Origin of the sequence: Aeromonas veronii bv. veronii, assembly GCF_000820225.1 — a bacterium.
Lineage (GTDB): Bacteria > Pseudomonadota > Gammaproteobacteria > Enterobacterales > Aeromonadaceae > Aeromonas > Aeromonas veronii.
In genome coordinates this window covers 175,846-197,823 of the sequence record NZ_CDDK01000043.1, presented here as the reverse complement: position 1 = coordinate 197,823, position 21,978 = coordinate 175,846, and the positions used below count along the sequence as shown (strand labels likewise).

Sequence of the window (21,978 nt, the reverse complement as noted above, 5' to 3'; positions counted from 1 at the left end):
ACTGATGCGGCGCTGCTTAGAAGTGGTAGCGCAGACCCAGCTTGAAGGTATCCAGAGAGTAGTGCTCGTCACCCAGGCTCAGGGCGTCGAACTGGCGCTCGTAACCGATACCGGCAGAGAAGTGGTCGTTGAAGGCGTAGTCCAGACCCACTTCCAGATTGGGGTGTACCTTGCTCTTGGTTGCGCTCTCGTTTACCTGACCGCTGAAACCGAGGAAGGTGGCGTTGCCGACAACTTCCACTTCGGTGCGGGTGTAGGCGATACCCGGTTTGGCATAGGCGCTGAAGCCCCAGGCCAGCGGCTGGCTCAGCTTGGCGGCCAGGCTGATGCTGCGGGTTTCGATGGTGGTGTCGGCAAAGCCGCTTGCAATCGGGGAGGTTACCCAGGTCAGCTGATCCATCTGCTGGGCGTGCAAGCCACCTTCAACCGCCAGCCAGGGTTTGAAGCTGTAACCCACGATCAGGCTGCCGCCGTCGAGCTGGTCGTCGATCACTTTGGCGTCATAGGCGTCTTTGGCAGCACCATCGAGATCCATCTTGGAGGTGGTCAGATCCAGACCTGCATACCAGCCTTCGGCATGGGCGCCGCCATTCATGGCCAGAGCAAGCAGGGAGAAAGCGGCAATTTTATTAAACTTGTTCATGGATAAATAACCTTGTGTTGCGTGAACTGCGTGTGATTTATATTGCTCAATCCATGAAGCTTTTTATATTTCCGTCATTGCTCTGCTTTCACAGAGGGGGCGCAGTATAGTCAGCACATTTCTGAATAACAAGAGAGTGATTTCCCCATTTTTCTAAATATGACTGGCTGCAAGAAGGGGCATTTTGTTTAATAAATGGTGTTATTAGAGTTTTAGCTTTATTGATGTTTGAATAATTAACTGGTGAGGCAAATAACAGGCTGAGAGTTCGGTTTTGATTCTATGTAATTGATTTATATTGGTATTAAATTTTCATTCGAGCGTAGCCGTGATGAGTTGTCTAAAAATTGGCATCTCAGATGTCACTGATTGGCATCAGGTTATTTTCGATGATTTTTTGAACGCATCACAAGGTGAAACCGTGAGAAAAAAATCTATCTTTTTGCCTGTTTTTTGCTCTTTTTTAGGTTTGGGATTGTTCCCATTGTGACTTTTGGTGGTCTTTTGAGGCTGTTTTTGCGTGGGCCATGTTGCCCACCAGATGAGTGGGTGGGTTCTTATGGGTGGCTTTTCTCTTCACCCGGCAGCAGTTGTTGGGGTGGGGGCGGGGAGTGATAAGCAAATATTGGTAGTACTGGTTGATTAATTTTGTTGTCTTATATATGGAAGCCATTTAAAAGATAGGTTTTTGGCGTTTTAAATAACTTGATTATATTCGTTGCTATATTTGGTGAAGCTTTCCAATCAAGCCATTTAAATATATTGAATGGCAATAACACGGTATTGATGATCGTTTAGGATACCTTGCCAGAACGGTCGTGGTGGTTGGCGCATCACTGGGCGGCGGGTGGCCGGTGACACTTCCCCTTGCCGGGGCCCTTGACCTGACCTGCGAATTCAGGGAAAAGAAAAGGGCGGTGCTATCAGCGCCGCCCAATGCCAGGAAAGAGAAAAAACCTTACGGTTTAAAAGATAAAAATTTGGAAGCAAACAATCGATTTCTCAACCAGGAAGGGTCTTGAATTCGATACGTTTCGATTATGCGCGATGTTCTATGCAGCACTAGCAAAATGTTTGCGGGTTGAAAGATATGCACTGTCTGGTGTCAGATTTTGCGACCTCATCGTTCAACTGGTCTGTCCTGATGGGCGTTGTAGGCGATTTTTTCTCTAGGCTGTTTTTTCGGTGTCAATATCTGAGCCTTGAAGGTAAAAACAGGTCAGAAGCTGACTCGGCATAACCATGCAATGAAAGTGCGATAACAAGGAAGAGTGGCATGACCTACAGCCAGACCCTGGCCAACAATATTCTCGACACCCTGAAGAAGACCCTGACCGACAAGGGGATCCGCTATCAGACCCTGGCAGAAGCCATGGGTGTCTCCATCGCGACCGTGAAACGGATGATGAACAAGCCCTCGCTGCCGTTCGATACTCTGCTGGAGATCTGCCATCTGGTAGGGCTCTCGTTCGAGGAGCTGCTGGATCGTACCCAGGACGCCCAGAGCCGCCGCGCCGTCTTCACTCAGGAGCAGGATGAGGCGTTTCACAACGAGCCGGGGCTCTACGCCTTTCTCGCCAATATCTTCTGGCGCGACAAGACGCTGATCGATCTCAAGCGGGAGTACGGCCTGACCGATGCCTCCTGCTACCTCTATCTGCGCAAGCTGGAGAAGCTCGGCATTTTGCAGCTCGGTATCGACAACAGTTACCACTTCCTGATCAGCGAGCGGATCAGCTTCGAGCAGCACAGTCGTTTCGCCCGCCAGCAGGCGCGGCAGGCAATGTCGGTGCTGGGGGAGTATCTGGTGGAGAACATGCACAAGTCGAACAACTATATGGCGCTCTGCCAGTTGCACCTCAACGAGGGGGAGGCGATGGCGCTGATCGATCGGATGAAGGAGTACTGGCATCAGGAGATCAAGCTCAACCGCCCCGCCATCGGCCAGCAGGAGCACGCCAAGACCTACACCATGTCGCTGCAACTGGCCGACTGCGGCTACCAGAGCTTCGACGACATGATCCCCAATATCGACAACTGATCCCGGCGGATCCTGCGGGATCCGCTCTGTTGGCTGGAGTCTAATCGGCGACCCGGGTTTGTTGCAGCTTGCCTGCGATCGGTTGCAGCGCCCGGGTATCCAGACAAATGCGGATGGCATCCGGCCGCCAGTGCTCGATATCGCAATCCACCAGACCGCCTCGCTCGTCGTAATTGACCCGCACCAGCCGCAGTACCGCGCTCCCCTCCGCCAGATTGAGGGCGCGGGCGATGGCGCCCCGCGCCGCCGAGGGGGTGATCTCGAGACTCGCCCCGCCCTGGCCTATGCCATAGCGCTGCTGATAGAGCTCGGTGAGGGAGCTGGCCAGCGGCGCGCTGGCGATATCGGGAAAGCGGTTCGCCAGCAGGTGGTGGCTGACATGCAGCACCGGGCGGCCGTCGATCAGCCGCTGGCGGCGGATCTCATAAAGTGGAGTGAAGGGTTCCAGCCCCATCCAGCGGCAGAGCTCACTGCTGGCCAGCTCGCTACCGTGGGCCAGCACCCGGGTTTCGGCGGTGCGTTGCTGCTCGCCAATCCACTGGTGAAAGTGGGTGTGGATGGCGGGATCGTAGGTGAGGCGGGGTGGCGCCACAAACCAGCCGCGCCGCTCGGCGCGGTAGATAAGGCCGTCTGCTTCGAGGCTGGAGAGCGCCTCCTTGATGGTGATGCGGGTGGTGGCGAAACGCTCGCTCAGTGCCCGTTCGGCGGGCAACTGCTGCCCGGCCCCCAATTGGCCGCTGCCGATATAGCGGCGCAGGGTCTGGCAAATCTGTTCGCACTTGGAGGAGGAGCGGCCATCGGCCATGCTCTGTTCGTTCACTCTCTGCTCGCTCAATCTCGGCTCGGTCACACTCTTGTCCCTGTTGCTTATTCAGAAGGCGGGTGACTGGCCAATCCCTTACTGGAATAGTCCAGCCTCACTCGGGTTCAGAGTTGTAACCGCTGTGGATGACAGCGCCATGACAGGGCGATTGTCATCAAACTGCCATTAAAGCGCCCCGCCACCGTCACAATTCCCCTCTAGCATCCCTCTCGAACCTTAACTGACCTAGTCCAGAGGGATGGGATGATGAAAAGCGTGATCGCAAGTGCACTGGCCATGGTGGCCATCAGCCAACCGTTGTTTGCCACAAATAGCTATGCAGCCGAAAATATCGCGGATCTCGAAAAGGCCGCCCGTGGCGAAGGCCAGCTCCACAGCATCGGCATGCCCGACAGCTGGGCCAACTGGAAGGATACCTGGCAGCAGCTGGGCAGCATCTACGGCATCAAGCATCAGGATACCGACATGAGCTCTGCGCAGGAGATCGCCAAGTTCGCCGCCGAGAAGGCCAATGCCACCGCCGATATCGGCGACGTGGGTGGTGCCTTCGGCCCGGTTGCGGTCAAGCAGGGGGTCACCCAGCCCTACAAACCCTCCACCTGGGCTGATATTCCCAACTGGGCCAAAGATGCGGACGGTCACTGGATGCTGGCCTATACCGGCACCATCGCCTTCCTGATCAACAAGGATCTGGTCAAGGCCGCTCCCACCAGCTGGCAATCCCTGCTGGGTGGCGACTACAAGGTGACCCTGGGTGACGTGGGCGTAGCCTCCCAGGCCAACAACGGCGTGCTGGCGGCGGCCTATGCCACCGGCGGCAGCGAGAAGAATCTGAAACCTGCACTGGAGCTGTTCGGCCAGCTGGCCAAGCAGGGTCGTCTCTCCCTGAACGATCCGACCATCGCCAATATCGAGAAGGGCGAGGTGGAAGTGGGTGTGCTGTGGGACTTCAACGCATTGAACTACCGCGACCAGATCGACCCCAAGAAGTTTGATGTGGTGATCCCGAGCGACGGCTCCGTCATCGCCGGTTACACCACCATCATCAACAAGTGGGCCAAGAACCCCAACGCCGCCAAACTGGCCCGTGAATACATCCTCTCCGATGCCGGTCAAATCAACCTGGCCCGTGGTTACGCCCGCCCGATCCGCAGCAACGTGACCCTGCCGGATGATGTGAAGGCCAAGCTGCTGCCCGCCGAGCAGTACGCCAATGCCAAGCCGGTGCAGGATCACGCCGCCTGGGAGCAGAGCTCCAAAGCCCTGCCGCGCCAGTGGCAAGAAACCGTCATGATCAACATGCAGTAAGGGAATCCAGTGCAACACAAGGTGATAGTGGTACTTGTGGATGGTCTGGCAGCCGAGGTAGCCCACACCATGGGCTACCTCGGTGGCATGGTGGAGGCGGGGCGGGGCCTGCATACGACCCTGAATGCTGCCCTGCCGTCTCTCTCCCGGCCTCTCTACGAGTGCATCCTGACCGGCGTGCCGCCGGTGGTGAGCGGCATCACCCACAACGGGGTGAGTCGCCTCAGTCTGCATGACTCCATCTTCCATCTGGCCCGCGCCGCGGGCAAACGCACCGCAGCGGCGGCCTACTATTGGGTGAGCGAACTCTACAACCGCAGCCCCTGGCTGGCTGCCCGTGATCGCTTTACTCATGACGAGCAGTTGCCGATCCAGCACGGCTGCTTCTACTGGGATGACCACTACCCCGACAGTCATCTACTGATGGATGGGGAATGGCTCAGAACCCAATATGACCCCGATTATCTGCTGATCCACCCGATGGGGGTGGACGATGCTGGCCACAAGTTTGGCCTCGATTCCCGCCAGTACCGCAATCAGGCGCGCCGGATGGATAGCCTGCTGGCCGATCTGCTGCCCCAGTGGCTGGCGGAGGGGTATCAGGTGGTGATCACCTCGGATCATGGCATGAACAACGACCTGAGCCACGGCGGCACCCTGCCGGAAGAGCGCACCGTGCCACTCTGGCTGTTTGGCGATGCCTTTATCGAGCGCTGGCCGGATGGGGTAGTGATCGCCCAGACCCAGCTCTGCGCCCTGATGGCCGATCTGTTGGGCATTCCCCACGACAAGCCGGCAGCGCCACCGCTGCTCAAGGCCGCCTTTATGCGCGAGGTGCACTGATGATGCCTGCCACCACCGAGATCCTCGTGGATCAACCCGTGGTCACCAAGCACAAGGTGCGCCGCCACTGGCTGCCCGCGCTGGTGCTGCTGCCGTTTATCCTCTTGATGATCCTGTTCCAGCTCGCCCCCATGGTGTGGGTGCTGGTGGGCAGCTTTCAGACCCCCGATGGCTGGGGCCTCGACTACTACCGGGAGATTTTGAGCTCCCCCTTCTACCTGCAATCGTTCGGCAACTCATTGCGCATCGCCGGTATCGCCAGTCTGGCGGGGCTTGCCATCGGTACCCTCGGGGCGGCGGCGCTGCGCCACAGCGGTGAGCGGGTCAAGCGGCTGCTGCTGGCCTTCGTCACCATGACCGGCAACTTCAGCGGTGTGCCGCTGGCATTCGCCTTCATCATCATTCTCGGCATCAACGGTGCGGTGACCCTGCTGCTGAAATCCTGGGGATTGATCGACGGCTTCAACCTCTACTCGGGGTCGGGCCTTATCCTCATCTACACCTACTTCCAGATCCCGCTCGCCCTGCTGTTGCTCTACCCGGCGTTTGACGCGCTGCAGGATGAGTGGCCGCAGGCGGCCGCGCTGCTCGGCGCGAGCAAGGGGCAGTATGTGTGGCACGTGGCACTGCCGGTGCTGACGCCTGCGCTGCTCGGCACCCTGATCATCCTGTTTGCCAACGCGGTGGGGGCCTATGCCTCCGCCTACGCCCTCACCACCGGCAACTTCAATCTGGTGACCATCCGGGTGGCCAGTCTGGTCTCCGGCGACATCTTCCTCGAACCCAATATGGCGGCGGCGCTGGCAGTGATCCTGATGGTGCTGCTGGGGGTGGTGACGGCCGCCAACCAGTGGCTGCTGAAAAAGAGCTATGTGAACAAGGGGCAATCCCATGCATGATTTGACGCCGCGCTGGCCCAAGTGGGTGCTGGGTGGGCTGGTCGCCACCCTGCTGCTGCCGCTGCTGGCTACCTTTCTCTACTCCATCTCCACCCGCTGGGGGGCGACCCTGCTGCCGGACGGTTTTACCCTCGACTGGTATCTCAAGCTGTGGGGCGACCCGCGCTTTCTGGCGGCGTTTGGCCGCAGCCTGCTGGTCTGCTTCGCCACCCTGCTGCTGGGCACCCTGGTGCTGGTGCCGACCGTGCTGGTGGTGGCCTACTACTTCCCAAAGCTGGATCCCTGGATGAACCTGCTGATCCTGCTCCCCTTCGCGGTGCCACCTGTGGTCTCGTCAGTGGGGCTGCTGCAGATCTACGCCGATGGTGTCCTGCCCATTATCGGCACGCCGTGGATCCTGATCGGCACCTGGTTCACCGTGGTGCTCCCCTTTATGTACCGGGCGCTGGCCAACAGCCTGCAAGGGGTACCGCTCAGGGATTTGATGGATGCTGCCCATCTGCTGGGGGCAAGTAGTCGGCGCGCCTTCCTGCTGGTGGTGATCCCCTGTCTGCGCAAGGGATTGCTGGCGGCGCTGTTTCTCTCTCTCTCCTTCCTGCTCGGCGAGTTCGTGTTTGCCAACATGCTGGTGGGCACCCGTTACGAGACCCTGCAGGTCTACCTCTACAACATGCGCGCCACTTCTGGCCACTTCACCAGTGCGCTGGTGATGAGCTACTTCCTGCTGACCCTGCTGCTCACCTGGGCGGCCAACAGATTTCATCGGTGATCCAAGATGTTTCATTTAGAAGTGAATCAACTGCACAAATCCTACGGCGATACGCCGGTGTTCGAGGGGATCGAATTCGGCATCCGCAAGGGGGAGCTGGTGACCCTGCTCGGCCCCTCCGGCTGCGGCAAGTCCACCCTGCTGAGGGCGCTGGCCGGGCTCACTCCGGTGGATGGCGGTCAGGTGCGGGTGGCCGGTGAGGAGATCACCTGGCAGGCGCCCCAGAAGCGGGGCATCGGCATGGTGTTCCAGAGCTATGCGCTGTTCCCCAACATGACGGTGTGGGACAACGTCGCCTTCGGTCTCAAGATGAAACCCCAGCCGGGGCGGGAGCTGGCGGCCAGCGTGCAGGAGGCATTGGCGCTGGTGGAGCTGACCGGTTTCGAGCGCCGCTATCCGGCCGAGCTCTCCGGCGGCCAGCGCCAGCGGGTGGCACTGGCCCGGGCTTTGGTGGTGCAGCCGCGGATCCTGCTGCTGGACGAGCCGCTCTCGGCGCTGGATGCCCGTATCCGCCGCAGCCTGCGCCAGCAGATCCGCGAGATCCAGCAGCGCCTTGAGCTCACCACCATCTTCGTGACTCACGATCAGGAGGAGGCGCTCACCATGTCGGATCGGATCTTCCTGATGAACAAGGGATCCATCGTCCAGAGCGGCACGCCGGAGGAGATCTATACCCGTCCCGCCAGCGAGTTTGTGGCGAGCTTTATCGGCAACTACAACCTGCTTGGCGCAGAGCAGGGCAAGTCGCTGTTTGGCCCCCGTTTTCAGGGCAAGCTGGCGCTGCGGCCAGAGTCCATCACCCTGCTGCCCGCCGGGGCGACCAGCAGCGAACCCAGCCTGCCCGGCATCGTTCGTCAGCAACAGCTGCTCGGCAACGTGATCCGCTATCAGGTGCAGTGCGAGGCGGGGCTGTTGACGGTGGATTGCCTCAACCGCTCGGCCAGCGATCTGCTGGCCACCGGCAGTGCCGTGACCCTGGCGGTGGCCCGGGATCAACTCTGTGAGGTAGCATGACACCGCATTTCATTTCCATTTTCACTGCGAGGAGCGCCGATGGCACTGGCACTGTTTGATCTGGACGAGACCCTGATAGCCGGGGATTCCGCCAGCCTCTGGCTGGAGTACATGGTGGCCGAGGAGCTGGCGCCCGCCAGCATGATCGCGGAGGAGCAGGCCATGATGTCCCTCTACCATCAGGGCAAGATGGATATGCACCAGTACATGGCCTTCACCCTGCAACCGCTGGCGGGCAAGACGCGCCAGTGGCTCGACTCGCTCTCTACCCGCTTTGCCGAGCAGGTGCTGCGCGAGCGCCTCTACCCCGAGGGGTTGGCGCGTATCGAATGGCATCGGGAGCGGGGCGACGATCTGGTGCTCATCTCCGCCTCCGGCGAGCATCTGGTCGCCCCCATGGCGAAGATGCTGGGGATGGATCACTGCGTCGCCATTTTGCTCGATGAGGAGGAGGGGATGCTGACCGGCCAGACCCGCGGCACTCTAAGTTTTCGCGAAGGCAAGGTGGCCCGCATCAACCAGCTGTTTACCGGCAGGGACCACCTCTGGCAGGGGAGCTTTGGTTATAGCGACTCTCACAACGATCTGCCCATGCTGCGGGCGGTGAGCCATCCCCATGCGGTCAATCCGGCCCCCGCGCTGCGTCAGCAAGCCGAGGAGCTGGGCTGGCCCATGCTGGAGTGGCAGCGCTGAGCCGCGCGCCACACAGGCTTAACGTGCGGCAAGAAGCACGAAAAACAAAGAGAGAGGCTGGAGCCTCTCTCTTTTTGTTTTTGCTGACGGCGTTGTGGTTGAGGCTGGCCGCTGGAGCTACCCTTCGTTGGTTTGTTGCCGGGGCTCGCCAAAGGCGGGAATATCCTCCTCGGCACTCTGGTGAGGGGTGTGGCGCAGCGGGAAGCAGATTCGGTTTTTCCCCTCCCGCTTGGCCTGATAGACCCCCTTGTCGGCCAGCTCCACCAGCTCTTTGGCCGAGAGCCCGGAGCGGCTGAAGGCCACCCCACCGCTGATGGTGATGGTGAGATCGGGTTCGCGCCACTCCAGCTGCTCCACCCCGAGCCGGAACGCTTCCAGCAGGGAGGGGAGCATCGGCTGCTCTTCGCCGTAACGGAAGATCAGCACCAGCTCCTCGCCGCCATAGCGGCAGAACCAGCCCCACTCGTGGAACAGATTCATGCCCAGCTTGCTCACACGCTTGAGCACCACATCCCCTGCCTGATGGCCATGGGTATCGTTGACTCGCTTGAAATCATCCAGATCGAACATCACCACCCCGAAGGGGGCGCCACTGTTGAGCTGCTTCTGCAGGCACTCGTCGAAGAAGCGACGATTGTAGAGCCCGGTGAGTTTGTCCTGATGGGCTTGCAGGCGGATCTGGGCAAAGTCCTGGCTGGCGGCATCCATCTCTTCATAGACCTTGGCCAGCTCCAGCATGCGGCGGCCGTTGTAGGCGATACCGCCGGAGCGGCTGGCGCGGATCAGCAGGGTGATCTCCCCCAGCATGCGGCGGAAGTAGCGGGACCAGAGCAGGGCCAGCAGCAGATAGAGAATGCAGGCGACGGCAATCATCAGCTGCACGTTGATGGAGACGCTGTCGATCACCTGCTGCATGCTGGCAGTCGGCTCGACGCTGAGCAGGATCCAGCGCTGCTCGGGGATGCGGTAGTAGGAGACCATCAGGCCGCTGGCATCATCGAGGAAAAAGCCCTGCGGTTGTTGCATCCGGGCCAGCCAGTCGGGGTGAGCGAGGGGTTTGAATACCCGTTCGCGATCCGGATGGGCCAGCACCAGCCCGTCATGGTTGAGCAGGATCTGATAGCCATTGCCCAGATGGTGACTCTGATCATGCCGACTGTTTAGCCAGCTGGCGAGGGGGGTGAGCTGGGTATCCAGCGAGAGTACGCCAACCCGCTTGCCGTCAGGATCTTCAATCACCCTGGCCAGCGCCATGGTGAGGGTGCCCAAGGTGTAGTCGTAATAAGGATCGGTCCAGACAATCTGTCCGGGATGGCTGGCGGCCAGCAGATACCAGGGGCGGGTTCTGGGATCGAACTTCTCGTCGGCCTGCCAGGAGGGGTGGATCAGCATCTTGCGATGCTCGGTGCCCACGTAGACGTAATCGAGCTCCATCACCTTGTGATAGGCCTGCCACTGTTGCAGGTAGCGCTCGCCGTTAAGGATCTCCGGGCCGCTGAAATCCTGATAATTTACCTGCTGATAAATGAGCGTAAACTGGCGTTTGAGGGTCGCCAGATAGGGTTCGATCAGGGTATGGAAATACTGGGTGTTACGAGCAATCAGATATTGTTGCTGCTCGTGGCGCAGGGTGCGCTCCATATGCAGGTAGTAGATGCTGCCGAGCAGCAACACAGGGATAAAGAGCAAGAGGAGGCCCAGCCGCATGCGGGTGATCAAAGACCAAGTGTTCTTGGGCTTGGCGGGGGACATGAACAGATCCTTTTCGTCTCGGGTGACACCAGCATATATGATGCTGTGCGGCTCGTCTAAAGGCAGAAAATGAGATGTTTCCGATGCTGAACCACACTCTGCTCTCAATGATTCATTATGGCAGCATAGCGGTGCTAATCCTTGCCCTCTGTGTCGAGTATCTGATCTTTAGGCGCGGCCTGAACATGCTGCGAGTGCGCCGCCTGCTGCTGGCAGATGGGGTGGCGGCGCTGGCGCTCTTCTCCATCTTTGCCACCGGGTGTCTACTGGCCCTCGAGCATGCCAGCTCGGTGGCAGAGATCTTTGCCCATCCTGCCCACGGCCTCAAGATGGGGCTGTTTCTGCTGATTGTCGGCTCCCTCGTTTATCCCAGCCGCCTCTTCTATCGCTGGCGTCGTGCCCTGCGTCTGGGCAAGGCGCCGATGATCTCCATCCAGCAGCACTTCCGGGTGGTGTGGATCCTGCGGGGTAATCTGCTACTGATTGCCCTGTTGGCCGTGTTCACCAAGCCCTCGCTGCTGTAACACTCGCGGTGCTCAAAAGCAGTGCAAGGCAGAGCGTTGAGAGCAAGAGCGAAGACAAAGAGTGGAGACAAGAGGATAGGGAGGCGGGTATCTTGGATCGGATAACCCTTCACGCGCCGATTTAAGGAAGAATCGCCATGCGCTCCAATCTGATGTTGCTGATGGCTGCCACCATCTGGGGTATGGGCTTTGTTGCCCAGCGCCTCGGGATGGATCACATGGGGCCCTATACCTTCAATGGCCTGCGCTTTCTGCTCGGCGCCCTCTCCCTGCTGCCGCTGCTCTGGTGGCTCAAATCCCGACAACCTGTTGCCGTCGCGGGCGACCATAGCCAGCTGCTGATCGGTGGTGTGCTGGCCGGGCTGGTGCTGTTCTGTGCCGCCTCCCTGCAGCAGGTTGGGCTGCTCTATACCACTGCCGCCAAGGCGGGCTTTATCACCGGGCTCTACATCATTCTGGTGCCGGTACTGGGGCTACTGCTGCGCCACAAGAGCGGGCTCAATACCTGGATTGGTGCCCTGATTGCTCTGACGGGCCTCTATGTGTTGAGCGTCACCGACGAGTTCACCATCGGCTTTGGCGATCTGTTGCAGGTAGTTGGTGCCCTGTTCTGGGCTGTGCATCTGCTGCTGGTGGATCACTACTCCAACCGGGTTGCTCCCATCAAGCTCGCCGGGGTGCAGTTCGTAGTCTGCGGCCTGCTCAGCCTCGCCACTGCTTTTGTTATCGAAACCCCGACTGTGGCTGGTGCAGTAGCTGGCTGGCAGGCGCTGCTCTATGCCGGACTGGTATCGGTCGGGGTGGGTTATACCCTGCAGGTGGTGGGGCAGCGGGGCGCCCATCCTGCCCATGCCGCCATCATCCTCAGTCTGGAGACCGTCTTTGCCGCCGTGGGTGGCGTATTGCTGCTGGGTGAGACGCTGGATGAGCGCGCCATTGCCGGTTGTGCCCTGATGCTGGCGGGGATGCTTATCTCTCAAATCCGGCTGCGCTGGTGGTGGAAGTCGCGCCGGGACAAGGTGCCCGCGACCAAGTAAACCGCAGCCCGCTGCATAACAAAAACGCCCCGACTGTCGGGGCGTTTTGCATGATGGCGACTCGGATCAGGGGCGCTGATCCAGCTCGCGCTCCAGCTCTACCGCCTTCTGACGGGCCGGATGGGTATTGAGGCGTTCCCAATAGGCTTGCAGATGCGGGAAGTGGGCCAGCTGGCCGCTTTGCGCCAGCAGATCCACCAGGAAGGAGTTCATGATGTCGGCGCCGGAGAGGCGAGCCCCCACCAGATAGTGGCGATTCGCCAGTACCTCATTGAGGTAGCCCAGCACCTTGGCACACTCCGCCTTGGCGTAGTCCGGCAGGAAGCGCATCGGGCTGCCATCCTTGCGCACGAACATGTCGAGCAGCAGCGGCAGAATGCCGGAGCTCTCGGCAAAGTGGAGCCACTGCAGATATTCGGGATAGTCGGGGCTATCTGGTGCCGGTGCCAGCTGATCCGGGGCATGGCGGGCGATCAGGTACTCGGTGATGGCGCCCGATTCCGCCAGCACCCGGCCGTCGAACTCGATGACCGGCGACTTGCCGAGAGGGTGGATGGCTTTTAGCTCGGGCGGCGCCAGAAAGGTCGCGGCATCGCGCTGATACGCCTTGATCTCATAGGGTTGGCCCAGCTCTTCGAGCAGCCAGATGATGCGCTGGGAGCGTGATTTGTTCAGGTGGTGCAGGACTATCATAACGACCTCGATTCGGTGGCAGGGTGGGGTATACGAGCAGGCGAGGGGGGCGGTTCACCGATGGCTAAAAAAGAGCGGGCTGATGCCCGCTCCCTCGTTGACTGACTCAGGCCTCCAGCGCCTGATCCAGATCTGCCAGAATGTCCTCGATCGCCTCGATCCCGACCGACAGCCGGATCATCTCGGGTTTGACGCCAGCCTTGGCCTGCTCCTCCTCGCTCAGCTGGCGATGAGTGGTGGAGGCCGGGTGGCAGGCCAGCGACTTGGCATCGCCGATGTTGACCAGCCGCTTGAAGATCTTCAGCGCATCGTAGAAGCGTACGCCCGCCTCGTAGCCATCCTTCAGACCGAACGAGAGGATGGCCGAGGGGCGACCGGCCATGTACTTCTCCGCCAGCAGATAGTGCGGGTGGCCCGGCAGACCGGCGTAGCTGACCCAGGCCACCTTGGGGTGATGCTTGAGGTGGTGGGCAACCCGCAGAGCGTTGTCGACGTGGCGCTCCATGCGCAGGCTCAGGGTCTCCAGCCCCTGCAGCAGCAGGAAGGCGTTCATCGGCGCCAGCGCCGCGCCGGTATTGCGCAGGGGCACTGTGCGTACCCGCCCGATAAAGGCGGCCGGGCCAAAGGCCTCGGTATAGACCACCCCGTGGTAGGAGGGTTCGGGTTTGGTCAGCTGGGGGAAGCGCTCGGCGTGATCCGCCCAGGGGAACTTGCCCGAGTCGACCACCACGCCACCCAGCGAGTTGCCGTGGCCGCCGACATATTTGGTGAGGCTGTGGACCACGATGTCGGCGCCATGTTCGATGGGCTTGCAGAGCACCGGGGTGGCGACCGTGTTGTCGACGATAAGCGGCACGCCACGGGCGTGGGCGGCCTTGGCCAGTGCGGCCAGATCGACGATGTTGCCCGCCGGATTGCCGATGCTCTCGCAGTAGACTGCCTTGGTCTTGTCATCGATCAGGGCGGCGATGGCCTCGGCGCTGTCATCTTTGGCAAAGCGCACCTCGACCCCGAAACTCGGCAGCATGTGGGCGAACAAGGTGTAGGTGCCGCCATAGAGCTGGGGAGTGGAGACAATGTTGTCACCGGCGGCGGTCAGCGCCTGAATGGCGTAGGTGATGGCGGCGGAACCTGCCGAGACCACCAGCGCGGCGATCCCCCCTTCCAGCGCGGCCATCCGCTGCTCCAGCACATCGTTGGTGGGGTTCATGATGCGGGTGTAGATGTTGCCCGGCACCGCCAGATTGAACAGATCCGCCCCGTGCTGGGCGCTCTCGAACTCGTAGGCCACCGTTTGGTAGATGGGCACGGCGACCGCTTTGGTGGTGGGGTCGTTGGAAAAGCCGTGGTGCAAGGCCAGGGTCGCATCTTTCATCACACACTCCTTGTTGGATGTTGCTTATGGCAGTTATAGATGGATAGACGTCCAATCTATCAGGCCCGTGGCCGATGTAAACAGCAAGATCCGGCAAAGCAATGTCGCCCGCAGGGGATGCGCGTCCCGAGTGGTTGGTATGGCCCGCACTCAGAGGCGACGGCGATACTCCTTGTCATCGATCTGGTTCATATCCCACTGCATCAGGCGGTTGAGCTGCTGCATGGGATCTTCGATAAGTGGCAGCGGGCGCGGCAGGATCCGCTTGAAGTAACGGCGCAAGGTCTGCTGGATCCGGTTCGGTTTGATGGGGTTGGCGTGGCTCATGATGGTGCTCCTGTGCGGTGGTTCTCACGTTCATCAGCAGTATTGAGCTAAAATGCGGAAGTAAAAACTGATGACTTATAGCAACAGGATTTCCTCTTTTATGCCGACCGGTCGCCTCTACCAGCAATTTCAACGACTCGCCCAGCTGCTTGGCAGCGACGAGCGGGAGATCAGCCTCGCCGAGGTGGCGGATCTGCTCTGCTGCACCCCGCGCAACGCTCGCCTGCTGCTGCGGCGGATGCAGGATCAGGGCTGGCTCAGCTGGTCGGCAGAAGCGGGGCGGGGGCGGCGCTCCCGACTCACCCTGCTCGATAGTCAGGAGAGCCTGACCCGGCGCCGCTTGCGGGATCTGCTCAGTCAGGGCCAGCTGGCGCAGGCGGTACGGCTGGCCGAAGATCGCCTCGATCTGCTCACTCCGTTGCTGATCGAACAGCTCGGTCAGGCCACCCGCGAGGGGCGCCAGATCCTGCGGGTGCCCTACTACCGGCCGTTGCCGCAGTTGCTGCCCACCGGCCCGATGCGCCGCTCCGAAATTCACCTGAGCCGCCAGATCTTCAACGGCCTCACCCGGCGAAATGAGGAAAATGGGGAAATCGAAGGGGATCTGGCCCACCACTGGGAGTGTCTGGGCCCCTGCCACTGGCGCTTCTACCTGCGCCCGGCGGTGCGCTTTCACCACGGCCGCGAGCTGGTGGTGGAAGATGTGATGGAGAGCCTGCTGGCCCTGCGGGATCGGCCGCTGTTTTCCCATCTGACTCGGCTGGAGAGCCCCTGGCCGCGCACCCTGGATCTCTATCTCGACAGCCCGGATCCCTGGCTGCCCCACCTGCTGGCGGAGCCGGTGGCGACCATTTTGCCACGGGAGCTCAAGGGGGAGGCGGGCTTTGCCCTGCAACCTGTGGGCACCGGTCCTTACCGGGTCGCTGCCAACGATCCCCTGCATCTTTGCCTTGCGGCGTTTGACGACTACTTCGGCCTGCGCGCCCTGCTCGACGAGATCGATATCTGGATGCTGCCGGAGCTGGCGGAGCGCCTGGAGACCCACCTGCAGCTGGGACGCGACAGCCCCGAGCTCGGCACCATGCGTGGCGAATCGGAGCTGGAGTCGGGCTGCTACTTCCTGCTGCAGGACGATCGTTCCGGATCCTTGCAGGATCCCGCCCTGCGCCAGTGGCTCGGCCAGCTGCTCAATCCGGTGGCCCTGATGGGGCGGGTCGCCCCCGAGTTGCAACGGGGCTGGACCAGCGCCCTCGGCCTGCTGCCCCACTGGCGCGAAGCACTGCCCGCGCCCTTGCCCACACCGGAGCAGTTGCCGACGACCTTGGTGCTTGCCTGCTTCAACCAGCATCTGGAGTTCAACGAGTGCGCCAACGCCATGAGTAGCCTGCTGGCCGAACAGGGGATCAGGCTCGAGGTGCGCACCCTCGATTACGGTCGCTGGGTGAGTGGCGAGGATGAAGACGTGGATCTCTGGCTCGGCACCCTCAACCTCGAACATGCCGGCCCCTTTGCCCCCTACGCCTGGTTGCTGGGCACCCCGTTGCTGCGCAAGGTGTGGAGCAGTCAGCATGAGTTGTGGCAAGGGTTGATGCAGTGGCGGGCCAGCGGTGAGGAGCCTGGCCCCCGCGCCCTGCTGGCAACTGTGCAGCAGCAGAGCTGGTTTGTGCCGCTGTTTCACCACTGGCTGGAGCTGGAGAGCCGGGTCGGCGTGCACGGGGTGCGGATGACGGCGCTCGGCTGGTTCGATTTTCGCAGCGCCTGGCTGCGGCCCGAGCCGCCCCATCAGCTCGCGGAGGCGCCATAGTTCGTCCAATTTCTGTCGCGGCTGACGAGTGCTCCGTGGCCGCTTGCGTGAAAGATCCGTAAATCGGCCGCTGCTGCACAGTTTGTGTCACGCCTCTGTGCCATGCTGTTTCAGGTTATGGACAGCAGAGCAAATGAGGAAAACGATGAGCAACAATTCAGACAGTTCCGCAGGAAAATGCCCGGTCATGCACGGGGGAACCACCTCCGTCGAGACGTCCAGAATGGAGTGGTGGCCGAAGAGCCTCAACCTCGACATTCTTCACCAACACGATACCAAGACCAATCCGCTGGGGGCCGGCTTCAACTATCGGGAAGCCTTGAAGGGGCTCGATATGGCGGCCCTCAAGCAGGATGTGACCGCCCTGATGACCGACAGTCAGGAGTGGTGGCCCGCCGACTGGGGCCACTACGGCGGCCTGATGATCCGCATGGCCTGGCACTCGGCCGGGACTTACCGCATCGCCGATGGCCGCGGCGGTGGTGGCAGCGGCAACCAGCGCTTTGCCCCCCTCAACTCCTGGCCGGATAACGCCAACCTCGACAAGGCCCGCCGCCTGCTGTGGCCCATCAAGAAGAAGTACGGCAACAAGATCAGCTGGGCCGATTTGATCATTCTGGCGGGCACCGTGGCTTATGAGTCCATGGGGCTCAAGACCTTCGGCTTCGCCTTTGGCCGCGAGGATATCTGGCACCCGGAGAAGGATATCTACTGGGGCTCGGAGAAAGAGTGGCTGGCGCCCAGCGGCAAGCCGGGCGGTCGTTACTCCGGCGAGCGGGATCTGGAAAACCCGCTGGCGGCGGTGATGATGGGGCTTATCTACGTCAACCCGGAAGGGGTGGATGGCAAGCCAGATCCACTGAAAACCGCGCAAGATATGCGAGTCACCTTCGCCCGCATGGCGATGGATGATGAAGAGACGGTGGCACTGACCGCCGGTGGCCACACCGTCGGCAAGGCTCACGGCAACGGCGACGCCAAACAGCTTGGCCCCGAGCCGGAAGGGGCCAGCCTCGAGGAGCAGGGGCTGGGCTGGATCAATCACCACAGCCGCGGCATCGGCCGCAACACTGTGACCAGCGGCATCGAAGGGGCCTGGACCACCCACCCGACCCAATGGGACAACGGCTACTTCGAGCTGCTGTTCAAGTACGACTGGTGGTTGCAAAAATCACCGGCGGGGGCTCATCAGTGGGAACCGATCAATATCGCCGAAGAGGATATGCCGGTGGATGTGGAGGATCCGTCGATCCGCTGCAAACCCATGATGACGGATGCCGACATGGCGCTCAAATTCGACCCCGAGTATCGCAAGATTGCCGAGCGCTTCCGCGATGATCCGGCGGCCTTCTCCGACGCCTTCGCCCGCGCCTGGTTCAAGCTGACCCACAGGGATATGGGGCCGAAGAGCCGCTATGTCGGCCCCTATGTGCCGACAGAAGATCTGATCTGGCAGGATCCGGTGCCTGCCGGACGTGCCGATTATGATGTGGCGGCGGTGAAGGCCAGGATTGCCGCCAGCGGCCTCTCCATCAGCGAGCGGGTGAGTACCGCCTGGGACAGTGCCCGTACCTTTCGAGGCTCCGACAAGCGGGGCGGTGCCAACGGCGCCCGCATCCGGCTGGCGCCCCAGAAGGATTGGCCGGGCAACGAACCGGCGAAGTTGGCGAAGGTGCTGGCGGTCTATGACAAGCTGGCGGCCGAGTGTGGCGTCAGCGTCGCGGATCTCATCGTGCTGGGGGGCAACCTCGCCATCGAGCAGGCTGCCCAGGCCGCCGGAGTGACGGTGAGCGTGCCGTTTGCGCCGGGCCGGGGGGACGCCACTCAGGCCCAGACCGATGTGGCCTCGTTCGAGGTGCTGGAGCCGCTGGCCGACGGCTTCCGCAACTGGCTCAAGCAGGACTATGTGGTGACGGCGGAGGAGCTGCTGCTGGATCGCGCCCAGTTGATGGGGCTCACCGCCTGCGAGATGACGGCGCTGGTCGGCGGGATGCGGGTGCTCGGTACCAACCACGGCGGTACCGGGCACGGGGTCTTTACCGATCGGGTCGGGGTACTCAGCAACGACTTCTTCGTCAACCTGACCGACATGGGCTACCAGTGGCTGCCGAAAGCGAGCAATCTCTACGAGATCCGCGATCGCCGCAGCGGCGCGCTGAAGTGGACGGCCACCCGGGTGGATCTGGTGTTCGGCTCCAACTCGGTGCTGCGCGCTTATGCCGAGGTCTATGCCCAGGATGACAACAAAGAGAAGTTTGTCTGTGACTTCATCACCGCCTGGAACAAGGTGATGAATGCGGATCGCTTCGATCTGTTGGGCTAGTCCCCGAGCCGTTTAGCTAGCTGAACCAGCCCCGCACAGCCAAGGTGTGCGGGGCTTTTTACTGTCTGCTTTTTGCAGAGCACCACAATCTGCCGCGCTGCGACACCTGCTGGCCGGTATCGCAGGGCCGCTGGCATCCCTGTGCTTGGGCCAGCAGTATCATGTAACATGCTGATCCACTGATGATGCCCGGGGGCCACCCATTGGCCACTGATGTCCCATGAACGGACAAGGACAGAAACAAAGAGACAAGGAGTCAACTCATGCTGGAAATGCAGATCCAACCCCGCTTTCAGGAGACGGATGCCCTCGGCCATATCAACAATACGGTGCCGGCGGTCTGGTTCGAATCGGCGCGGGATCCCCTGTTCCGGATCTTCTCCCCGGATCTGGATGTGCATAACTGGCATCTGATCATCGCGGGCTATACGGTGCAGTTCAAACGGGAGCTGTTCTACGGCCAGCCGGTCACCATCAAGACTGGCGTGCGCCGCATCGGCACCAGTTCCTTTACGGTCTGGCAGGAGGCCTGGCAGGGCGGCGAACTGGCCGTCACCGCCGAAACGACCCTGATCCATTTTGACTACCGGGCCCGCCAATCCCTGCCCCTGAGCGATGCTCACCGGGAGGGGCTGCGGGCCTGGCTGACAGAGAGTTAACCACGGGCCGGATGGCCCATCACAGGAGTGTTATGTACAACTCAATGCGCAACACAGCGATCGTGCTGACCCTGGGATTCTGCTCCCTCCCTTCTCTGGCCGCTTCTCTCGCCGAGCAGTTTACCCTGATGGAGAAGGGGGCCGAGAGCGCCCTCGATACCCGTCAATTCAGCCATGATGGCGTCGATATCAAGGCCTGGATCGATGGCGCCCCCGTCATCATCGCCGTGCCCATCATGAACGAGCTGGGCAAGCTGGAAGGGGAGAGCCGCTACTACTTCAAGGGCGGCAAGCTGTTCGGGGTCAAAGAGCCCGCCGCCCAGTTCGCCTTTGATGACAGCGGCAAGCTGACCCAATGGTTGGACGAGAAGGGGCAGCCCGCCGAGTTCGTCAGCAAGATGAGCATGCAGCAGCGTCAGGAGTGGCTCACCAAGCGGGCTGCCGAGCTGAGCAAGCTGTTTGTGGTGAGCGCGGCCGAACAGAAGGTGGCCAAGGGGGGCGTCAAGCTGAAGGGGGCGGATCTCGCTCACTGGCTCTGCAACGGTAAACTGATGGATCTCGCCCACGGCGACAAGGTGATCTTCGAGCAGGATAAGCTGAAGATTGGCGAGCAGGGGATCGAAGGGGAGGTCTCCCTGCGTCAGGATAAGGGGTGGCAGGAGCTGAGCCTCAAGTGCGAGGTGCAGGGCACTCAGGTAACCCGCCTCACCTGGCAGCCGCTGCCGGGTGCCAACAAGCCGCAATAAGCGCAGCAGCAAGGGGGCCCATCACGGGCCCCCTTCTCATTCGGTGTGTGGCTCCCCCAGTTTGAGCCGGGTGAGCGCCTCGACCCGGCGCCACTGTCCTGGCTCGAACCAGCGGGCCAGCAGCTCCTGCTGCTGTTCGGCCCGGGCCTCGTTCGGCAGTTGCCTGAGCTCGGCCAGAAAGCCGCTGAGCTGCTCCTCGAACCCTTGCCGGTTCTGCTCCAGCTGGCGCATCCGATCCACCGCTTCCGGCCCCCCCGTCTCCAGCAGCAGAGCCTCCCGTTTGGCCGGGTCCATCTGCGCCAGCTCTTGCAACTCCTCAAGCAGGCGGCTGTTGGCCTCCGCCTCGCGAAACCAGCCCGGTTGCTCCGCCAGCCAGAGATCCAGCTCGCTGGCCAGCTGCGACTTGTCGCTGTCTCTTGCCTCCGCCAGCGCCCTGCGGCGCAGGGTCAGCTGCTCCATCAGTCGATCCTCGGCAAACAGCTGGGCCTGCTCGGCCGGGGTAAAGCTCTGCTGGCGCAGCTGCTCCCGCTCGTCAAACAGGATCTGCAGGCTGGCGAGGGTGATCTCGGTGGGCACTGTCAGGCTGCTCTGGGCAGAGACAAAGGTGCGATAGCGCGCCTGCAGGGCATCGGCGGCCTCCTGCTCGGGATCGTGCGGGTGGCTCTGTGCATGCTGGCTGGTTTGAGCGGGGGATGAGTCTGCCGTCGGTGCAGTGGGCCAGAGCAACACCCCGCCAAGCAGCAGGGTGATGGCGCAGGGCACGACGAGCAGGGTGGCTATCTTCATAGTCCCAGCTCCTTGAGACGGTTGGCATGCTGGCGATAGAGGGTGACCGGATCGGTCTCGAACAGATGGTGGATACCGAAGGACTGGTTTACTTCGTCCAGATGGTTCATCCGGTAGTCGGTGCCGATCACCTTGCCGAGGTGACTGCTGCAGACCCCGACCAGTCCGTCATTGGGCTCCTTGAAGAAGGCGCCGGTCAGCGCCAGCGCAGGATCCACCGGATCCAGCAGATTGGTCAGGTTGCCGCGCCCGCTCCAGGAGAAGTAGTAGACGCCGTTGGTCGCCTGCATCGGCCCCTCGCCGCAATAGCGGCTGGGCAGCCCCTCCGGGTAGCGCTGGTTGAACTGGCTGGCCCCCTTGCTGGTGAGGGCATCGAGGGCGGCGACCGGATCTTGCGGCAGCTGGCTCCCGCCCGAGAGCAGTGAAATCATGCCGGAGAGGGCGTGGGCCGCGGCGGCAGCCAGCTTCTCGGCGGCGCTGCCGGGGGCGGCATTGGCCCGCACCAGATCGGCAATCTCTGAGCCGTAGTTGACCCCGCCGACGCTGGTGGCGGAGGCGACCAGCTCGGGGGCGACCGAGGCGACATAGCGAATGGTGGGGCCGCCGTGGGAGTGGCCGATCAGGTTAACCTTCTCGGCGCCGGTGGCTGCCAGCAGCAGCTCAACCTGGGCGAGCAGTTGCTCCCCCCGTTGTTCCGAACTGGCGGTGGCCGACACTTGGGCCACGTAGACTTTGGCACCATCCCGGCTCAGGGCCTGGGGAATGCCGTAGAAGTAATCGACCCCGAGCAGCTTGTCGAAGCCGAACAGGCCGTGCACCAGCACTATGGGGTAGCGGGTCTGGGTGTATCCGCTGGCGTGTGCCAGCATGGGCAGGGTGCAGAGCAGCACCAGAAGCCATCTCTTCATCATCAGCATCC

At 61.5% G+C, this 21,978-nt stretch carries 21 protein-coding genes; 13 read left to right on the top strand and 8 right to left on the bottom strand.

What is annotated here, in order from left to right:
* Positions 1-16 precede the first annotated feature (16 nt).
* Entirely contained in the window at positions 17-643 is a 627-nt protein-coding gene (locus tag BN1139_RS19170; protein WP_005355256.1) for a porin family protein, read from the bottom strand.
* Between the two features lie 1,276 nt (positions 644-1,919).
* Between BN1139_RS19170 and BN1139_RS19165 the strand changes: the two genes are divergently transcribed.
* Positions 1,920-2,684, top strand: a complete 765-nt coding sequence (locus BN1139_RS19165; protein WP_005336490.1) for a helix-turn-helix domain-containing protein — start codon at positions 1,920-1,922, stop codon at positions 2,682-2,684.
* A gap of 40 nt (positions 2,685-2,724) precedes the next feature.
* On the opposite strand, the gene BN1139_RS19160 is transcribed toward BN1139_RS19165, so the two are convergent.
* A complete protein-coding gene (locus BN1139_RS19160; protein WP_041202827.1) occupies positions 2,725-3,489 on the bottom strand; it encodes a UTRA domain-containing protein in 765 nt (254 codons plus the stop codon).
* A gap of 264 nt (positions 3,490-3,753) precedes the next feature.
* Between BN1139_RS19160 and BN1139_RS19155 the strand changes: the two genes are divergently transcribed.
* The 6 genes from BN1139_RS19155 to BN1139_RS19130 are packed head-to-tail and all read left to right on the top strand — an operon-like array spanning position 3,754 to position 9,033.
* The gene (locus BN1139_RS19155) at positions 3,754-4,815 is read left to right on the top strand and encodes an ABC transporter substrate-binding protein (RefSeq protein ID WP_005355254.1); all 1,062 of its coding nucleotides are present in this window, start codon (positions 3,754-3,756) and stop codon (positions 4,813-4,815) included.
* Positions 4,816-4,824: 9 nt separating this feature from the next.
* Positions 4,825-5,658: an alkaline phosphatase family protein gene (locus BN1139_RS19150; protein WP_005355253.1), complete on the top strand. Its 834-nt coding sequence runs from the start codon at positions 4,825-4,827 to the stop codon at positions 5,656-5,658.
* On the top strand, positions 5,658-6,557 hold the full coding sequence (locus BN1139_RS19145; protein ID WP_005355252.1) for an ABC transporter permease: 900 nt from the start codon (positions 5,658-5,660) through the stop codon (positions 6,555-6,557). The genes BN1139_RS19150 and BN1139_RS19145 overlap by 1 nt, the downstream gene beginning before the upstream one ends.
* Positions 6,550-7,326 carry an ABC transporter permease gene (locus tag BN1139_RS19140; RefSeq protein ID WP_005355251.1) on the top strand — a complete coding sequence of 259 codons (777 nt, stop codon included), beginning with the start codon at positions 6,550-6,552 and terminating at the stop codon, positions 7,324-7,326. The genes BN1139_RS19145 and BN1139_RS19140 overlap by 8 nt, the downstream gene beginning before the upstream one ends.
* 6 nt (positions 7,327-7,332) lie before the next feature.
* The gene (locus BN1139_RS19135) at positions 7,333-8,340 is read left to right on the top strand and encodes an ABC transporter ATP-binding protein (RefSeq protein ID WP_005355250.1); all 1,008 of its coding nucleotides are present in this window, start codon (positions 7,333-7,335) and stop codon (positions 8,338-8,340) included.
* A 39-nt stretch (positions 8,341-8,379) separates the two neighbouring features.
* Positions 8,380-9,033, top strand: coding sequence for an HAD family hydrolase (locus BN1139_RS19130; protein ID WP_005355248.1), 654 nt, complete (start codon positions 8,380-8,382; stop codon positions 9,031-9,033).
* Between the two features lie 117 nt (positions 9,034-9,150).
* Here the strand turns inward: BN1139_RS19130 and BN1139_RS19125 are convergent, their stop codons facing one another.
* A complete protein-coding gene (locus BN1139_RS19125) occupies positions 9,151-10,785 on the bottom strand; it encodes a sensor domain-containing diguanylate cyclase (RefSeq protein WP_005355247.1) in 1,635 nt (544 codons plus the stop codon).
* 83 nt (positions 10,786-10,868) lie between these two features.
* Here BN1139_RS19125 and BN1139_RS19120 point away from each other — a divergent pair, with 83 nt between their 5' ends.
* On the top strand, positions 10,869-11,309 hold the full coding sequence (locus BN1139_RS19120; protein WP_005355246.1) for a DUF2214 family protein: 441 nt from the start codon (positions 10,869-10,871) through the stop codon (positions 11,307-11,309).
* 137 nt (positions 11,310-11,446) lie between these two features.
* The gene (locus tag BN1139_RS19115; protein ID WP_005355244.1) at positions 11,447-12,346 is read left to right on the top strand and encodes a DMT family transporter; all 900 of its coding nucleotides are present in this window, start codon (positions 11,447-11,449) and stop codon (positions 12,344-12,346) included.
* Positions 12,347-12,412: 66 nt separating this feature from the next.
* Here BN1139_RS19115 and BN1139_RS19110 read toward each other — a convergent pair whose 3' ends face one another.
* The 3 genes from BN1139_RS19110 to BN1139_RS21685 all read right to left on the bottom strand — a co-directional run bounded on the left by BN1139_RS19110 (position 12,413) and on the right by BN1139_RS21685 (position 14,741).
* Complete coding sequence (locus BN1139_RS19110) at positions 12,413-13,039, bottom strand: glutathione S-transferase family protein (RefSeq protein WP_005355243.1); 627 nt, start codon at positions 13,037-13,039, stop codon at positions 12,413-12,415.
* Between the two features lie 106 nt (positions 13,040-13,145).
* A complete protein-coding gene (locus tag BN1139_RS19105) occupies positions 13,146-14,414 on the bottom strand; it encodes an O-acetylhomoserine aminocarboxypropyltransferase/cysteine synthase family protein (RefSeq protein WP_005355241.1) in 1,269 nt (422 codons plus the stop codon).
* Positions 14,415-14,564: 150 nt separating this feature from the next.
* Positions 14,565-14,741 carry a hypothetical protein gene (locus tag BN1139_RS21685; protein ID WP_005355239.1) on the bottom strand — a complete coding sequence of 59 codons (177 nt, stop codon included), beginning with the start codon at positions 14,739-14,741 and terminating at the stop codon, positions 14,565-14,567.
* A gap of 100 nt (positions 14,742-14,841) precedes the next feature.
* On the opposite strand from BN1139_RS21685, the gene sgrR reads away from it, so the two are divergent.
* The 4 genes from sgrR (at position 14,842) to BN1139_RS19085 (ending at position 20,273) form a co-directional block, all read left to right on the top strand.
* A complete protein-coding gene (gene sgrR / locus BN1139_RS19100; RefSeq protein ID WP_005355238.1) occupies positions 14,842-16,545 on the top strand; it encodes an HTH-type transcriptional regulator SgrR in 1,704 nt (567 codons plus the stop codon).
* Positions 16,546-16,690: 145 nt separating this feature from the next.
* Positions 16,691-18,868, top strand: a complete 2,178-nt coding sequence (gene katG, locus BN1139_RS19095) for a catalase/peroxidase HPI (RefSeq protein ID WP_041915399.1) — start codon at positions 16,691-16,693, stop codon at positions 18,866-18,868.
* A gap of 263 nt (positions 18,869-19,131) precedes the next feature.
* Positions 19,132-19,527: an acyl-CoA thioesterase gene (locus tag BN1139_RS19090; RefSeq protein ID WP_005336457.1), complete on the top strand. Its 396-nt coding sequence runs from the start codon at positions 19,132-19,134 to the stop codon at positions 19,525-19,527.
* A 44-nt stretch (positions 19,528-19,571) separates the two neighbouring features.
* Positions 19,572-20,273: a hypothetical protein gene (locus tag BN1139_RS19085; RefSeq protein WP_041980846.1), complete on the top strand. Its 702-nt coding sequence runs from the start codon at positions 19,572-19,574 to the stop codon at positions 20,271-20,273.
* Positions 20,274-20,309: 36 nt separating this feature from the next.
* Here the strand turns inward: BN1139_RS19085 and BN1139_RS19080 are convergent, their stop codons facing one another.
* Both BN1139_RS19080 and BN1139_RS19075 read right to left on the bottom strand, forming a co-directional pair.
* The gene (locus BN1139_RS19080; protein ID WP_013723387.1) at positions 20,310-21,059 is read right to left on the bottom strand and encodes a lipase secretion chaperone; all 750 of its coding nucleotides are present in this window, start codon (positions 21,057-21,059) and stop codon (positions 20,310-20,312) included.
* Positions 21,056-21,967 carry a lipase family alpha/beta hydrolase gene (locus BN1139_RS19075; protein ID WP_005355232.1) on the bottom strand — a complete coding sequence of 304 codons (912 nt, stop codon included), beginning with the start codon at positions 21,965-21,967 and terminating at the stop codon, positions 21,056-21,058. The genes BN1139_RS19080 and BN1139_RS19075 overlap by 4 nt, the downstream gene beginning before the upstream one ends.
* Positions 21,968-21,978: the final 11 nt, after the last annotated feature.

Coding starts and splice junctions, on each gene's coding strand:
- BN1139_RS19170 (WP_005355256.1), bottom strand. CDS start 643: ATGAACAAGTTTAATAAAATTGCCGCTTTCTCCCTGCTTGCTCTGGCC.
- BN1139_RS19165 (WP_005336490.1), top strand. CDS start 1,920: ATGACCTACAGCCAGACCCTGGCCAACAATATTCTCGACACCCTGAAG.
- BN1139_RS19160 (WP_041202827.1), bottom strand. CDS start 3,489: ATGGCCGATGGCCGCTCCTCCTCCAAGTGCGAACAGATTTGCCAGACC.
- BN1139_RS19155 (WP_005355254.1), top strand. CDS start 3,754: ATGAAAAGCGTGATCGCAAGTGCACTGGCCATGGTGGCCATCAGCCAA.
- BN1139_RS19145 (WP_005355252.1), top strand. CDS start 5,658: ATGATGCCTGCCACCACCGAGATCCTCGTGGATCAACCCGTGGTCACC.
- BN1139_RS19140 (WP_005355251.1), top strand. CDS start 6,550: ATGCATGATTTGACGCCGCGCTGGCCCAAGTGGGTGCTGGGTGGGCTG.
- BN1139_RS19135 (WP_005355250.1), top strand. CDS start 7,333: ATGTTTCATTTAGAAGTGAATCAACTGCACAAATCCTACGGCGATACG.
- BN1139_RS19130 (WP_005355248.1), top strand. CDS start 8,380: ATGGCACTGGCACTGTTTGATCTGGACGAGACCCTGATAGCCGGGGAT.
- BN1139_RS19125 (WP_005355247.1), bottom strand. CDS start 10,785: ATGTCCCCCGCCAAGCCCAAGAACACTTGGTCTTTGATCACCCGCATG.
- BN1139_RS19120 (WP_005355246.1), top strand. CDS start 10,869: ATGCTGAACCACACTCTGCTCTCAATGATTCATTATGGCAGCATAGCG.
- BN1139_RS19115 (WP_005355244.1), top strand. CDS start 11,447: ATGCGCTCCAATCTGATGTTGCTGATGGCTGCCACCATCTGGGGTATG.
- BN1139_RS19110 (WP_005355243.1), bottom strand. CDS start 13,039: ATGATAGTCCTGCACCACCTGAACAAATCACGCTCCCAGCGCATCATC.
- BN1139_RS19105 (WP_005355241.1), bottom strand. CDS start 14,414: ATGAAAGATGCGACCCTGGCCTTGCACCACGGCTTTTCCAACGACCCC.
- BN1139_RS21685 (WP_005355239.1), bottom strand. CDS start 14,741: ATGAGCCACGCCAACCCCATCAAACCGAACCGGATCCAGCAGACCTTG.
- sgrR (WP_005355238.1), top strand. CDS start 14,842: ATGCCGACCGGTCGCCTCTACCAGCAATTTCAACGACTCGCCCAGCTG.
- katG (WP_041915399.1), top strand. CDS start 16,691: ATGAGCAACAATTCAGACAGTTCCGCAGGAAAATGCCCGGTCATGCAC.
- BN1139_RS19090 (WP_005336457.1), top strand. CDS start 19,132: ATGCTGGAAATGCAGATCCAACCCCGCTTTCAGGAGACGGATGCCCTC.
- BN1139_RS19085 (WP_041980846.1), top strand. CDS start 19,572: ATGCGCAACACAGCGATCGTGCTGACCCTGGGATTCTGCTCCCTCCCT.
- BN1139_RS19080 (WP_013723387.1), bottom strand. CDS start 21,059: ATGAAGATAGCCACCCTGCTCGTCGTGCCCTGCGCCATCACCCTGCTG.
- BN1139_RS19075 (WP_005355232.1), bottom strand. CDS start 21,967: ATGAAGAGATGGCTTCTGGTGCTGCTCTGCACCCTGCCCATGCTGGCA.